Genomic DNA, 14,097 nt, shown 5'->3' on the forward strand with positions numbered 1-14,097 from the left:
GGTGTGGTTACCATGTTTTTAGCTAACAATAAATTTATTTTTTAATTTCAAGCTCCTGTAATTGGTCAAGGATGGTATCCAGATCTGCTCCAGCCTGTAAGAGGGCCGCAGCTGTGTAGCAACCTTCGACGACTGGTACGGTTTGGATAAGAATTTGTTTGTCTGTAAAATCGGCAGCAAGTTCCATGTTCATTCGGGCGCTACCTAGGTCGAAAAAGGCAAGGAGGGTATCAGCAGGGTTTGCTTCAACTCGCTCTTGTACGATTTCAAAGCTGGTACCGATGCTACCATCTTCTAGTCCGCCACAGTAGGTGATGGGAATATCTTTTGCGACTTCAGATACTAGGTCGATGATTCCCTGGGCCAAATTTTTTGAATGGGATACTAGTAAGATACCAACTGCTGTCATAGTCCTGCCTCCAACAAGGCTTCAAAGAGAAGCCCAGACGAGAAAGAACCTGGATCAATGTGACCGATAGAGCGTTCGCCAACATAGGAAGCTCGCCCTTTGGTCGCAAGGATATCTTTTGTTGCCTGAACGGCCTCATGAATAACCTCTACTGAGAACTGGTTTTCTCTTAGGGCAGCAATGACAGGGACCCAAACATCCACCATGGTTTTTTCACCCAATTCGGCCTTGCCACGTTTTTGAATCATATCCAAACCTGCTTGTAGCACATCTGCCAAATCAGTATCAGTCTGGCTAGACTTGGAAATTCCCATAAAAGCAGAACCATAGAGAGGACCTGAGGCCCCGCCAACCTTACTGAGAAGCTGCATGGCAACCACTTTGAAAACCTGGTCAGCACTCTCGTAGTCTTTTTCAGATAGTTCCTGCATGACAGCCGCCATACCTCGAGCCATGTTTCCGCCATGATCTCCATCGCCAATCGGTGAATCGAGTTGGCTCAAATAATCCTTATTCGTTTGAATTTTTTCGTTGAATTTCTCCATCCATGTCAATGCTGTTTTTGCATCCATAAGCGTTCTCCTACCAAGCGACAACTTCAACAGGAGCCTGTAAAGCGTCTATCCAGCTTGGATCTTCTAGTTTAATCAAAGTCAGTGACAGTCCAGCCATATCAATGGATGTCATATAGTTACCGATTTTCTTGTAATCGACAAGAACCCCTTTTTTAGCTAGTAATTGCGCAACGTCGTTGGCAAAAACATATTGCTCCATGAGAGGAGTTGCTCCAAGACCATTGATAAGGACACCGTAGTGTTCACCATCTTGAATGTCAAAGCCCTCTGCCAATTTCTCAACCAATTCTTCAGCCAATTTTGCAGATGGTTGTAGTTTTTCTTTCTTATAGCCAGGTTCGCCATGGATACCAACGCCATACTCAAATTCATCTTCTTCAAGGACGAAGCCTGGTTTGCCCACTTCTGGAACAGTAGCGCCTGAAAGCGCAAGACCGATAGTCTTGATTTGTGGAACGAGGCGGTCAGCTAATTCTTTAATCTCAGCAAGCGATTTACCAGTTTCAGCAGCATGACCGAGAATCTTGTGGACAAGGATAGTACCTGCTACGCCACGACGGCCTTGGGTATAGAGGCTGTTTTCCACAGCGATATCATCGTCCACAACGACACTAGCCACTTCGATACCTTCCATTTCAGCCAACTCTTGTGCCATTTCAAAGTTCATGATGTCGCCAGAGTAGTTTTTGATGACCATGAAGACCCCGGCACCTTCATCAGCTGCCTTAATGGCTTCTAAGATCTGGTCTGGTGTTGGTGAGGTAAATACTGCGCCACACACAGCGGCAGACAACATGCCCTTGCCGACAAAGCCTGCATGAGAAGGTTCGTGACCAGAACCACCTCCTGAGATGATGCCAACTTTGCCAGTCTTTTCCGCCTTACGGACAATGACCTCAACCCCCTCTAAACGATCGACAAGGTCATTGTGCATAAAGACAAGGCCTTTCAACATTTCGTCAACGACATGTTCAGGTTGGTTAATGATTTTTTTCATGAGATAGACTCCTTTGTTTTTTATACTGTTATTATATTTTTAAATAGTTGAAAAAGGAAGGGACAAATCCTAGAATGTGTCCCTTTTGTTTCTATCAAAAGCATGATAGGGTATAATGGAGAGGAAACGAAAGGAAGTGACATATGCCAACCTCGTTGATTACCAAGAAAAGAATCGCAAAGGCCTTTAAAAGGCAATTATCGCTAAAATCTTTTGACAAGCTTTCTGTTGTCGATATCATGCAGGAAGCAGGTATCCGTCGTCAAACCTTTTATAATCATTTTTTGGACAAGTATGAGCTACTGGATTGGATTTTTGAAACAGAGTTGCAGGAGCAGGTGACAGACAATCTGACCTATATCAGTGGGGTGAAGCTCTTAGATGAACTGCTCTATTACATCGATTGTAACCAGGTATTTTACAAACACTTGTTTGAAATTGAGGGACAAAATGACTTTGTGACCTATCTGGAAGGCTATTTTAGGGTTCTGATGGAAAAATTATTGGCGGAATATCAGTCCAAAGAAGGTCGCTATTTTACAAGGCAGGAACAGGAGTTTTTAGTGACCTACCATTCGAGCGCTTGGATTGGTCTGATTAAGAAGGGGCTAGCTCAATCCCCTTGTGCTATTCATAGCCTGTATGGCCAAATTATCACCTTACTAGAGCAGTCATTTTCTAATCACAATTCGAGGGAGAAGAGGGATGGTATTTATAAAAAATAGACAGGATAATGTGATTGCGGATTACATTGAAGGATTCTATCGGACAAATAAGTATGTAAAGAAACTTGAACATCAACCTATTCTAGTCCAAAAAGAACAGGACAGTCAGCTGGTTCCCATCATCTCAGGCGGTGGTTCTGGGCATGAACCGGCTCATGTTGGTTTCGTCGGCAAAGGAATGCTGACTGCAGCAGTCTATGGAGAGATTTTTACTCCACCAACTGCCGAAGAAGTCTTGGCAGCCATTCGTGCTGTTCATAAGGGTAAGGGAGTTTTTCTGATTGTAAAAAACTTTGAGGCAGATTTAGAAACCTTTGGTCAAGCCATCGCGGAAGCGAGAAAAGAAGGTATAGCTGTGAAATATATTGTATCCCATGACGATATCTCAGTCGATACCAAGGATAATTTCCGCATGCGCCACCGTGGGCTGGCGGGGACTATTCTTCTGCATAAGGTTCTTGGGGCTGCAGCTCTCTCTGGTTACAATTTAGATCAATTGGAACAACTGGGGCTTTCTCTAGCAACAGAGATAGCGACCATTGGTTTTGCGACCAAGTCAGCCTGCTTGCCAGATGTCAGCCAGCCTTTATTTGATTTGGCGGATGGAGAAATTTCCTATGGAATCGGCATTCATGGAGAGGAAGGTTATCGCACCGTAACCTACGAATCTTCGGAGCAATTAGCTAATGAAATAGTCAACAAGCTAAAACTGAAATTCCGTTGGAAGGAGGGGGAGGAGTATGTCCTCTTGGTCAACAATCTAGGGAACCTGTCTGAGTTGGAGCAAGGCATCTTTCTCAATGATTTGTACCAGTTCTTGGAATTAGAAGGCTTGAAACTACCCTATATTAAAACAGGTAAGTTTATGACTAGTTTGGATATGGAAGGTATATCTGTCACCCTTTGTCGTGTCAAGGATCCAGTCTGGCTAGACTTCTTGCAGGCTCCGACAGAAGCTGCGGCCTGGTAAGTTAAGTATCAAATGATGAACCTCTTTTGGAATGCCAAAGAGGTTTTTTCTCTCTCCCAAGAAAATTTCCTCCATTTATGGTAAAATGTTTCTAACGAACTACAAAGGAAAAGGTCATGTCAGATAAGTTTCAGCTCTTGCTTCAACAAATCGGGATGCCTCTTGATGCACAGCAATCAGGGGCTTTTTCGACTGCAACGATTGAGAAAGTGGTCTTGCACAAGGTCAGCAAACTCTGGGAATTTACCTTCCGCTTTGAAAAGCCCTTGCCACTGATGGAGTATAGACTTTTCAAGGCTCGTTTGGCGACAGAGTTTGAAAAGGTGGGAAATAAGATTCAATTTTCTATCGTCAGTGATGCGGAAAGTTTTGAAGCGGGCTTAGTAGAGGCCTATTATCCAGAAGCTTTTACGGAAGATTTGTGCCAGAGTGCAGGTTTCAAGGCTCTGTTTCAATCTTTGGAGGTTGTTTATCGGGAGAATACCCTGTGGATAAAGGGTCCTGAAACCATTGACACCGTTCATTTTCGGAAGAATCATCTGCCAAACCTTGTGGAACAATACAAGCGATTTGGTTTTGGCAATCTTGCGGTGGACATTGAAGTTTGCCAGGAGATGACGCAGCAGCAGGCTGCGGCCTTCCATGCGCAGAATGAGGAAATTTACCAGCAGGCCAATGAGGAAAATCTGGCGGCCCTGGAACAACTGGCGCAAATGGCGCCACCACCAGAGGCAGCTCAGCCATTTGTCCCAGAATATAAGAAAAATCGTCCTGCCAAGGTCAATATTGAAAAGGCTGAGATTACGCCTATGATTGAGGTGGATAGCGAGGAGAATCGGATTGTCTTTGAGGGTCTGGTCTTTGAGGTCGAGCAGAAGACGACCAAGACGGGGCGTGTCATTATCAACTTTAAGATGACCGACTACACTTCGTCCTTTACCTTGCAGAAATGGGCTAAGAATGAGGAAGAGGCCCAGAAGTTTGATATGATCAAAAAGGGCAACTGGCTGCGGGTGCGTGGAAATGTGGAGACCAATAATTTCACCCGTGATTTGACTATGAATGTCCAGGAGGTCCAGGAGGTCAAGAAGGAAATCCGTAAGGATCTCATGCCTGAGGGGGAGAAGCGGGTCGAGTTTCATGCCCATACCAACATGTCCACTATGGATGCCCTGCCTGCCGTTGAAGACTTGGTGGCGCGTGCTGCGGCTTGGGGACACAAGGCGGTGGCCATTACAGACCACGGCAATGTTCAATCCTTCCCCCATGGCTACCATGCTGCTCGTAAGGCTGGTATTAAGCCCCTCTTTGGGATGGAAGCCAATATTGTTGAGGACTCAGTTCCCATTGTTTACAATGAAGCGGATATGGTTCTATCTGACGCGACCTATGTGGTCTTTGACGTGGAAACGACCGGTCTTTCTGCGGTCAACAATGCCCTCATTCAGATTGCAGCATCTAAGATGCACAAGGGCAATATCATTGCAGAATTTGATGAATTTATCGATCCAGGTCACCCGCTCAGTAAATTTACGACTGAACTGACAGGGATTACGGATGAGCATGTGCGTGGTTCCAAGCCTTTGGAGCAAGTTCTGCGGGAGTTTCAGGACTTCTGCCAGGATTCCATCATGGTTGCCCACAACGCGACCTTTGACGTTGGTTTCATGAATGTCAACTACGAGCGAGCTGGCTTGCCGATCATTACCCAACCGGTCATCGATACGCTAGAATTTGCCCGTAATCTTTATCCAGACTACAAGCGGCACGGTTTGGCAGCCTTGACCAAGCGATTTGGCGTTGCTCTGGAGCATCACCACATGGCCAATTACGATGCGGAGGCCACTGGTCGCCTGCTCTTTATCTTCCTAAAAGAAGCCTTGGAGAAGCACAATCTGACCAATCTCAACCAGCTCAATACAGAATTGGTGGCGGAGGATTCTTATAAGAAGGCCCGTGTCAAACACGCTACGCTCTATGTGGTCAATCAGGTTGGTTTGAAAAATATCTTCAAGCTGGTTTCCCTGTCCAATACCAAGTATTTTGAGGGAGTTCCTCGCATTCCCAGAACGGTTTTGGATGCCCACCGAGAAGGCTTGATACTAGGAACAGCTTGCCAGGAGGGTGAGGTTTTTGATGACCTGCTTTCTAAGGGCATGGATGATGCGGTTAAGACAGCGGGCTATTATGATTTTATCGAGGTCATGCCTCCAGCTCTCTACGCTCCTATGATTGCCAAGGAGCAATTCAAGGACATGGCAGAGATTGAAGAAACCATCAAGCAGTTGATTGAGGTAGGGCGTAGGGCAGGTTTGCCAGTTTTGGCGACTGGAAATGTCCACTATATTGACCCTGAGGAAGAGATTTATCGGGAAATCATTGTCCGTGCTCTAGGTCAAGGGGCACCGATTAACTGGACCATTGGAAATGGTGAGAATGCCCAGCCAGCGCCTCTGCCAAAGGCTCACTTTAGAACGACCAGCGAGATGTTGGACGAGTTTGCCTTCTTGGGTGAAAGTCTGGCCCGTGAGATTGTCATCACCAATCCAAATGCTATGCTGGACCGGTTTGAAGATGTTCAGGTGGTCAAGTCGGACCTCTATACGCCTTATATCGAAAAGGCCGAGGAAACGGTTGCGGAATTGACCTATCAAAAAGCCTTTGAAATTTATGGTAATCCTCTGCCGGATATTATTGACCTGCGGATTGAAAAAGAACTGACGTCCATTCTGGGTAATGGCTTCGCCGTGATTTATCTGGCTTCGCAGATGTTGGTGCAACGGTCAAATGAACGAGGCTATCTGGTTGGTTCACGGGGGTCTGTTGGCTCCAGTTTCGTGGCAACTATGATTGGGATTACCGAAGTAAACCCCATGCCTCCTCACTATGTCTGTCCAAATTGCCAACACAGTGAATTTATCACAGACGGCTCCTACGGTTCCGGTTTTGACCTGCCAGACAAGGACTGTGAAGAATGCGGCACCAAGTATAAAAAAGATGGTCAGGACATTCCCTTTGAAACCTTCCTTGGTTTCGATGGAGACAAGGTTCCTGATATTGACTTGAACTTCTCAGGGGATGACCAACCGTCTGCCCACTTGGACGTACGGGATATTTTTGGTGAGGAAAATGCCTTCCGTGCAGGAACGGTAGGTACGGTGGCGGCCAAGACGGCCTATGGTTTTGTTCGAGGCTATGAGCGGGATTACGGCAAATTCTACCGTGATGTAGAAGTGGAACGTTTGGCTGCTGGTGCGGCTGGGGTCAAACGGACGACTGGTCAGCACCCAGGAGGAATTATCGTATTCCCTGACTACATGGATGTCTATGACTTTACGCCTGTCCAATATCCTGCCGATGATGTGACGGCCAACTGGCAGACCACCCACTTTAACTTCCATGATATTGATGAGAACGTCCTGAAGCTCGATGTCCTGGGACACGATGATCCGACCATGGTCCGCAAGTTGCAGGACTTGTCGGGCATTGATCCGCAGACCATTCCTGCCGATGATAAGGGGGTTATGGCCCTTTTCTCAGGTACGGAAATTCTGGGAGTTACCCCAGAGCAGATTGGGACACCGACAGGTATGCTAGGCATTCCGGAATTTGGGACCAACTTTGTACGGGGAATGGTGGAGGAAACCAAGCCGACCACCTTTGCGGAACTTTTACAGCTGTCTGGTCTTTCCCACGGTACAGACGTTTGGTTGGGCAATGCTCAGGACTTGATTAAGGCAGGAATTGCAGACCTATCCACCGTTATCGGTTGTCGGGATGACATCATGGTTTATCTCATGCACGCAGGTTTACCACCCAAGATGGCCTTTAACATCATGGAGCGGGTGCGGAAAGGTATGTGGCTCAAGATTTCTGAGGAAGAGAGAAATGGCTATATCCAAGCAATGAAGGATAACAAGGTGCCAGACTGGTACATCGAATCCTGTGGAAAAATCAAGTACATGTTCCCTAAAGCCCACGCGGCTGCCTATGTTATGATGGCCTTGCGGGTTGCCTACTTCAAGGTTCATTATCCAATCTACTACTACTGTGCCTATTTCTCCATTCGTGCCAAGGCCTTTGATTTAGCAACCATGTCCGGTGGTCTGGATCGGGTCAAGGCCAAGATGGAAGAAATTGCCCTCAAGAAGAAGAATAATGAAGCCTCAAACGTTGAGCAGGATCTCTATACCACACTTGAATTGGTCAATGAGATGCTGGAACGAGGCTTCAAGTTCGGCAAGTTGGACCTCTATAAGTCCCATGCGACCGACTTCTTGATTGAAGACGATACACTTATCCCACCATTCGTTGCTATGGATGGCCTGGGAGAGAACGTTGCCAAGCAGGTGGTGGCGGCGCGTGCAGAGGGAGAATTCCTCTCCAAGACAGAACTCCGTAAGCGTGGTGGTCTATCCAGCACCCTCGTTGAAAAAATGGATGAGATGGGTATTCTGGGCAAAATGCCAGAAGATAACCAGCTCAGTCTCTTTGATGATTTGTTTTAAACCTGTTCACTGTTTCTTTTGGAAGCAGTGAATTTTTTTATAAAAAGAAGCCAAAACTCTTGACTAATGTTTTTGATAGGTATATAATCTCTACATAGTGATAAAAACTACTATGTAGTAACAATAAGAAAAGAGGAAACTATATGTCAAATTTTGCAAAACTTCAAGAAACTCGCCGTTCAATCTACGCACTTGGTAAAGACTTGCCAGTATCAAATGAAGAAGTGGTCGCACTTGTTGAGAAAGCCATGAAAGAAGCTCCATCAGCTTTCAACTCACAATCAAGCCGCGCAGTAGTACTTTTTGGTGCGGAATCAGACGCTTTTTGGAACGAAATTGCCTACAGCGAATTGGAAAAAGTAACGCCTGCAGAAGCTTTTGAAGGTACAAAAGGTCGCTTGGCTAGCTTTGCAGCAGGTGCAGGTACTATCTTGTTCTTTGAGGACCAAGATGTGGTCAAAGGCTTGCAAGAAAGCTTCCCACTTTACGCTGAAAACTTCCCAATCTGGTCTGAACAAGCTCACGGTATCAACTTGTACGCAGTATGGTTGGCTTTCGCTGAGAAAAACATCGGCATGAACGTACAACACTACAACCCATTGGTTGATGCACAAGTAGCTGAAAAATACGGTATCCCAGCTAACTGGAAACTCCGTGCCCAAGCACCATTCGGTAGCATTGCAGCTCCAGCAGCAGACAAAGACTATATGGCGGATAGTGACCGTGTAAAGGTTTTGGGTAACTAGTAAAGTTTACAGTTTGCTTTATTACGTCGACAGTTGAGGAAACTTCGTTTCCTTATTTCCAACTTCAACAATCCACTGGATTGTTTGAACTCGCCTTGCCTGATTGAAACAGTCTGGGGGACTGTTTCAAGTCAATGCCTAGAAATAAGAGAGCATTGAGTTATGTCTGCGGCTGTTGACACGAACTCTGTTCGTTTTATCTCCCACCTCTAACTATCTCCCAGATAGTTAGAGCTAGTACTAAAAGCAAACTGAAAACTTTACTCTGCGAAAATTGGAAATATCCGTTGTCAGCTTGTCTTGGTGAACTTCAGTTCAACCTTCGGCTTCGCTTCCTAGGCTATTTTCAATTTTCATTGAGTATGCATACTTACAGTTTGCTTTATTACGTCGTTAAATCGCCTTGCCTAACTCCAGTTATGTCTGCGGCTGTTGACACGAACTCTGTTCGTTTTATCTCCCACCTCTAACTATCTCCCAGATAGTTAGAGCTAGTACTAAAAGCAAACTGAAAACTTTACTCTGCGAAAATTGGGATCAGACGTTGTTGGCTTGATGTGATGAGTGTAAAGCTCCAGTGGAGCTTTACAGCCTGCTCCCTTAAAACAAGAGAGGAGCGGAGTTCTATCTTCGGCTTGCTGACACGAACTCCATTCGTTTCATCTCCAAGCTTCAACTATCTCCCAGAGCTAACCTTTCCAACTTCCTGTATCAGCAGGAAGTTTTTTTGTCAGTCCAGCTTCAAAATATGATACAATAATCTAGTATTACATTTCAAAGGAGAAAAAGATGGTATTACCAAATTTTAAAGAAAATCTCGCTAAATATGCCAAACTCTTGGTATCAACAGGTATCAATGTGCAGCCAGGTCACACGGTGCAGTTGACGATCGGTGTGGAACAGGCGGAGTTGGCTCGTTTGATTGTCAAAGAGGCTTATGCGCACGGAGCGGCTGAAGTCTTGGTCAACTGGTTAGACGATGTGATTGCGCGTGAACGTTTGGTCAATGTCGATGTGGAGCTCTTGGAACAAGTTCATCCACAACGCATCACTGAAATGAACTACCTTTTGGAGCGCAAGGCAAGCCGTTTGGTGGTCTTGTCTGATGATCCAGGTGCTTACGATGGCGTTGATCCAGAGAAATTGTCTCGCAGCGCCCGCGCACTTAGCCAGGCTTTGCAACCAATGCGTCAAGCAACGCAAGCCAACAAAGTTAGTTGGACACTTGGTGCAGCCTCTGGTTTGGAGTGGGCCAAAAAAGTCTTCCCGAATGCAGCGTCTGACGAAGAGGCGGTGGATCTCCTTTGGGACCAAATCTTTAAGACCTGCCGTATCTACGAGGAAGACCCAATCAAGGCTTGGGAAGAGCACGAGGCACGCTTGGTGGCTAAGGCTAAGGTCCTCAACGATGAGCAGTTTGTCAAATTGCACTACACGGCTCCTGGCACGGATTTGGTACTCGGTATGCCGAAAAACCACTTGTGGGAAGCGGCTGGTTCGGTCAATGCCCAAGGTGAACACTTTATTGCCAACATGCCAACAGAAGAGGTCTTCACAGCACCTGACTACCGTGTGGCAGACGGCTATGTAACATCCACAAAACCACTCAGCTACAACGGTAACATCATCGAAGGCATCAAGGTAACCTTCAAAGATGGTGAAATTGTGGATGTAACTGCTGAAAAAGGCGATGAAGTCATGAAGAAGTTGGTCTTTGACAACACTGGTGCGCGTGGTCTTGGTGAAGTTGCCCTTGTGCCAGACAAGAGCCCGATTTCGCAATCAGGTGTGACCTTCTTCAATACACTCTTTGATGAAAATGCATCAAACCACTTGGCGATTGGGCAAGCCTATGCCTTTTCTATCGAAGGTGGTACAGAAATGAGCCAAGAAGAGCTCAAAGAAGCAGGCCTTAACCGTTCTGATGTCCATGTGGACTTCATGATTGGCTCTAACAAGATGAACATTGACGGTATCCGTGAAGACGGTACTCGTGTGCCAATCTTCCGTGACGGTGAGTGGGCAATCTAATGATATTTGAATGAAACTGGGCAAAAAGCCCAGGATCACTTCTCAGAGTTCGTATCAACATCTCAGCGCAGTGGTTGATTGGCAGATTTGTTCGTGTTTTGCACTCCAAATCTGACCTAATCAACTGTGCGGGGGTGGGAAGACGAACTCTTTTTGACCTAGTCGAGTTCTTTCCCACTCCCATTTTGTAAATAAGGAGGAATACAGAATGTTATCAAGTATAATCGCTGGAGCCATTATTGGCTTGATTGCTGGGGCTTTGACTTCATCAGATGACCGTCGTGGTTGTCTTGGAAATATCATCCTTGGACTTGCAGGTTCATGGATTGGACAGTTGCTCTTTGGTGATTGGGGTCCACAGTTTGCTGGTATGGCCTTGGTACCGTCAGTCTTTGGAGCAGTATTGCTGGTGGCGATTTTTAGCAGTTCTAGACGGAACTAACTAAAATAATTCTATTATCCGATTTTTTCAGAAAAATGGGATAAATTTACTGGTATGCCGATATTATCAAAAGTTGCTTTTTATAGCTTTCGTGTTATAATAGAAATAGAAAAAGGTAGTTGCGCTAACAACCACCTGACGTAGAACCGTTAAAAAGACGGTGGCTCGTAGTTTAGATTTAATCCGTCCTACTCGCGCAAAAGTGGGGACGGGTTATTTTTTGTCATTTTCTTTGAAGATTTTATAGCACAAGCTAACTAGCGCAATGGTAAAGCTACCAAAAGCTAGAATCGTTTGTACAACTTCAAAAGCTGTCAAAAGAATGCTCCCTCCTTCTGTTAGATTTTGATGAATTGCCCATAGGCATCACCTCACTTTCAGAAACTCAAGAGCCACCGTCTTCACTTTTCTACTAAATAATTATATTATAAAATGCAAATATGTATTATATTTCTGGTATGCTAAAAACATTCTGGATAGAAGATGCTAACGAGTATAATCGCTGGAGCCATTATTGGCTTGATTGTTGGGGCTTTGACCTCATCAGATGACCGTCGTGGTTGTCTTGGAAATATCATCCTTGGACTTGCAGGTTCATGGATTGGACAGTTGCTCTTTGGTGATTGGGGTCCACAGTTTGCTGGTATGGCCTTGGTACCGTCAGTCTTTGGAGCAGTATTGCTGGTGGCGATTTTTAGCAGTTCTAGACGGAATTAAACACCTGAACCGTGCTTCAATTGGAGCCCGGTTTTTTGTTGTCTGAATTTATCTGAATTGCGACATTATTCGGATTTTTCAGAAAATTTCCATTTTTCTGTTGACAAGTGAAAAAAAGTTAGGTATCATTGTAAATAATTAAGAACCTGTATTCACACAGGTTCCAGAACACTGAAAGGAAAAAGTCAAATGAAACCTGTCACTACAAAATTCTTTGCTTTGTTGTTGCGACGGTCGGGCTAGTGCTGAAAGAATGCATTAGTCCTGTTTGGCTTACCAAGCGGGCGCTGTTGACAACATCTCGCGGGTAGGAGTCCTCGAGGTGTTTTCTTTTTTACTTGGTTTACTTACAAAACTAAGAAAAAGAACCTAATATTGACGTTAGGGTTATTTAGAAAGGTATTCTTATGCGTGTGATTGAATTTTTAGATACAACTTTGCGGGATGGTGAACAGACGCCGGGTGTGAATTTTTCCATCAAGGAAAAAGTGAGCATCGCCAAGCAGTTGGAAAAATGGGGGATTTCTGCCATTGAAGCGGGTTTCCCAGCGGCCAGTCCTGATTCGTTTGAAGCGGTCCGTCAGATTGCAGCGGCGATGACCAAGACGGCTGTGACGGGTTTGGCACGGTCTGTTAAGTCGGACATTGATGCTTGTTATGAGGCTCTGAAAGATGCCAAGTATCCGCAGATTCATGTTTTCATTGCGACCAGCCCCATTCACCGTGAATTTAAACTTCAAAAGACCAAAGAAGAAATTTTGGCGCAAATCACTGAACATGTCAGCTATGCCCGTGAGCGTTTTGAGGTGGTGGAGTTCTCGCCAGAGGATGCGACGCGGACGGAGTTGGATTATTTGCTAGAAGTTGTGCAGACAGCGGTAGATGCAGGTGCGACCTACATCAACATTCCAGATACAGTTGGTTTTACCACTCCACAACACTACGGTGAAATTTTCCGTTATCTGACAACTAATGTCAAATCGGACCGTGAGATTATTTTCAGTCCACATTGCCACAATGACCTAGGTATGGCTGTTGCCAATACCCTTTCAGCTATTAAAAACGGTGCCGGTCGTGTCGAGGGAACTATCAACGGTATCGGTGAGCGAGCAGGAAATGCGGCCCTTGAAGAAGTAGCAGTTGCCCTTGAAATTCGGAAAGATTTCTATGATGTGACCAGTCCGATTGTTCTAAAGGAAACGCTCAATACTTCGGAATTAGTATCTCGTTTTTCTGGGATTGCCATTCCACGCAATAAGGCGGTAGTTGGTGGCAATGCCTTCTCTCACGAGTCAGGTATCCACCAAGATGGTGTCTTGAAAAATCCATTGACCTATGAAATCATTACACCTGAGTTGGTAGGGGTCAAGAAAAATTCTCTGCCACTGGGTAAACTATCTGGTCGCCACGCCTTTGTAGAAAAGCTAAAAGAACTAGACCTGTATTTTGAAGAAAGTGATGTTGCTAGCTTGTTTGCTCGTTTCAAAAACCTGGCAGACAAGAAGGAAAAAATTACGGATGCGGATATTCGTGCCTTGGTAGCAGGGACAGAAATTAGCAATCGCGATGGTTTCCAATTTAAAGATTTGCGTTTGGATAGTCAGTCTGACGGCAACATTCAGGCTCAGGTCATCTTTATCAATCAAGATGAGGAAGAAGTGGTTGTTGCTGAGACTGGTAAGGGTTCGGTTGAAGCTGTATTTAATGCTATTGACCAATTCTTCCAGCAGGAAATCAGCTTGGAACGGTATCATATTGACGCCATTACCGATGGGATTGATGCCCAGGCGCGTGTGCTTGTCGCTGTAGAAAACAAGGCAACGGAAACTATCTTCAATGCCTCTGGTATTGACTTTGACGTACTGAAGGCTTCGGCCATTGCCTATATTCATGCCAATGTCATGGTACAGAAAGAAAATAGCGGACAGATAGATAAGAAACTATCAGAGAAAGACTTACCACACATCTAGGAGGAAG

The 14,097-nt window shown here is 45.4% G+C and carries 12 protein-coding genes; 8 read left to right on the plus strand and 4 right to left on the minus strand.

Going from position 1 to position 14,097, the window contains the following annotated elements:
* Positions 1-34: 34 nt before the first annotated feature.
* From dhaM to dhaK, 3 genes are read right to left on the minus strand one after another with little or no spacing between them, the layout of a single operon-like run.
* Positions 35-409, minus strand: a complete 375-nt coding sequence (gene dhaM, locus C1G49_RS02650) for a dihydroxyacetone kinase phosphoryl donor subunit DhaM (RefSeq protein ID WP_105124501.1) — start codon at positions 407-409, stop codon at positions 35-37.
* Positions 406-981 carry a dihydroxyacetone kinase subunit DhaL gene (dhaL, locus tag C1G49_RS02655; RefSeq protein WP_105124502.1) on the minus strand — a complete coding sequence of 192 codons (576 nt, stop codon included), beginning with the start codon at positions 979-981 and terminating at the stop codon, positions 406-408. The genes dhaM and dhaL overlap by 4 nt, the downstream gene beginning before the upstream one ends.
* A gap of 10 nt (positions 982-991) precedes the next feature.
* Positions 992-1,981 carry a dihydroxyacetone kinase subunit DhaK gene (gene dhaK / locus C1G49_RS02660; RefSeq protein WP_105124503.1) on the minus strand — a complete coding sequence of 330 codons (990 nt, stop codon included), beginning with the start codon at positions 1,979-1,981 and terminating at the stop codon, positions 992-994.
* A 143-nt stretch (positions 1,982-2,124) separates the two neighbouring features.
* On the opposite strand from dhaK, the gene dhaS reads away from it, so the two are divergent.
* The 6 genes from dhaS to C1G49_RS02700 all read left to right on the plus strand — a co-directional run bounded on the left by dhaS (position 2,125) and on the right by C1G49_RS02700 (position 11,403).
* The gene (gene dhaS / locus C1G49_RS02665) at positions 2,125-2,706 is read left to right on the plus strand and encodes a dihydroxyacetone kinase transcriptional activator DhaS (protein WP_105124504.1); all 582 of its coding nucleotides are present in this window, start codon (positions 2,125-2,127) and stop codon (positions 2,704-2,706) included.
* On the plus strand, positions 2,687-3,676 hold the full coding sequence (gene dhaQ, locus C1G49_RS02670; protein ID WP_105124505.1) for a DhaKLM operon coactivator DhaQ: 990 nt from the start codon (positions 2,687-2,689) through the stop codon (positions 3,674-3,676). Before dhaS ends, dhaQ begins: the two co-directional genes overlap by 20 nt.
* 116 nt (positions 3,677-3,792) lie before the next feature.
* Positions 3,793-8,184 carry a PolC-type DNA polymerase III gene (locus C1G49_RS02675; RefSeq protein WP_105124506.1) on the plus strand — a complete coding sequence of 1,464 codons (4,392 nt, stop codon included), beginning with the start codon at positions 3,793-3,795 and terminating at the stop codon, positions 8,182-8,184.
* A gap of 143 nt (positions 8,185-8,327) precedes the next feature.
* On the plus strand, positions 8,328-8,930 hold the full coding sequence (locus C1G49_RS02680) for a nitroreductase family protein (RefSeq protein WP_105124507.1): 603 nt from the start codon (positions 8,328-8,330) through the stop codon (positions 8,928-8,930).
* Positions 8,931-9,719: 789 nt separating this feature from the next.
* Complete coding sequence (locus C1G49_RS02690) at positions 9,720-10,961, plus strand: aminopeptidase (RefSeq protein ID WP_105124509.1); 1,242 nt, start codon at positions 9,720-9,722, stop codon at positions 10,959-10,961.
* Between the two features lie 208 nt (positions 10,962-11,169).
* Positions 11,170-11,403: a GlsB/YeaQ/YmgE family stress response membrane protein gene (locus C1G49_RS02700; RefSeq protein ID WP_024378839.1), complete on the plus strand. Its 234-nt coding sequence runs from the start codon at positions 11,170-11,172 to the stop codon at positions 11,401-11,403.
* 213 nt (positions 11,404-11,616) lie between these two features.
* Here C1G49_RS02700 and C1G49_RS11435 read toward each other — a convergent pair whose 3' ends face one another.
* Positions 11,617-11,757 (minus strand): putative holin-like toxin, encoded by a 141-nt coding sequence (locus C1G49_RS11435; RefSeq protein WP_290438361.1) that lies wholly within the window; start codon positions 11,755-11,757, stop codon positions 11,617-11,619.
* 129 nt (positions 11,758-11,886) lie between these two features.
* On the opposite strand from C1G49_RS11435, the gene C1G49_RS02710 reads away from it, so the two are divergent.
* On the plus strand, positions 11,887-12,120 hold the full coding sequence (locus C1G49_RS02710) for a GlsB/YeaQ/YmgE family stress response membrane protein (protein ID WP_105124511.1): 234 nt from the start codon (positions 11,887-11,889) through the stop codon (positions 12,118-12,120).
* A gap of 407 nt (positions 12,121-12,527) precedes the next feature.
* On the plus strand, positions 12,528-14,090 hold the full coding sequence (locus C1G49_RS02715; protein ID WP_105124512.1) for a 2-isopropylmalate synthase: 1,563 nt from the start codon (positions 12,528-12,530) through the stop codon (positions 14,088-14,090).
* Positions 14,091-14,097: the final 7 nt, after the last annotated feature.

It is taken from the genome of Streptococcus suis, assembly GCF_002960625.1.
Classification (GTDB): domain Bacteria; phylum Bacillota; class Bacilli; order Lactobacillales; family Streptococcaceae; genus Streptococcus; species Streptococcus suis_T.

What these genes read in the sequence shown, in the direction of transcription:
- dhaM (WP_105124501.1), bottom strand. Translation starts at nt 409, where the DNA reads ATGACAGCAGTTGGTATCTTACTAGTATCCCATTCAAAAAATTTGGCC.
- dhaL (WP_105124502.1), bottom strand. Translation starts at nt 981, where the DNA reads ATGGATGCAAAAACAGCATTGACATGGATGGAGAAATTCAACGAAAAA.
- dhaK (WP_105124503.1), bottom strand. Translation starts at nt 1,981, where the DNA reads ATGAAAAAAATCATTAACCAACCTGAACATGTCGTTGACGAAATGTTG.
- dhaS (WP_105124504.1), top strand. Translation starts at nt 2,125, where the DNA reads ATGCCAACCTCGTTGATTACCAAGAAAAGAATCGCAAAGGCCTTTAAA.
- dhaQ (WP_105124505.1), top strand. Translation starts at nt 2,687, where the DNA reads ATGGTATTTATAAAAAATAGACAGGATAATGTGATTGCGGATTACATT.
- C1G49_RS02675 (WP_105124506.1), top strand. Translation starts at nt 3,793, where the DNA reads ATGTCAGATAAGTTTCAGCTCTTGCTTCAACAAATCGGGATGCCTCTT.
- C1G49_RS02680 (WP_105124507.1), top strand. Translation starts at nt 8,328, where the DNA reads ATGTCAAATTTTGCAAAACTTCAAGAAACTCGCCGTTCAATCTACGCA.
- C1G49_RS02690 (WP_105124509.1), top strand. Translation starts at nt 9,720, where the DNA reads ATGGTATTACCAAATTTTAAAGAAAATCTCGCTAAATATGCCAAACTC.
- C1G49_RS02700 (WP_024378839.1), top strand. Translation starts at nt 11,170, where the DNA reads ATGTTATCAAGTATAATCGCTGGAGCCATTATTGGCTTGATTGCTGGG.
- C1G49_RS02710 (WP_105124511.1), top strand. Translation starts at nt 11,887, where the DNA reads ATGCTAACGAGTATAATCGCTGGAGCCATTATTGGCTTGATTGTTGGG.
- C1G49_RS02715 (WP_105124512.1), top strand. Translation starts at nt 12,528, where the DNA reads ATGCGTGTGATTGAATTTTTAGATACAACTTTGCGGGATGGTGAACAG.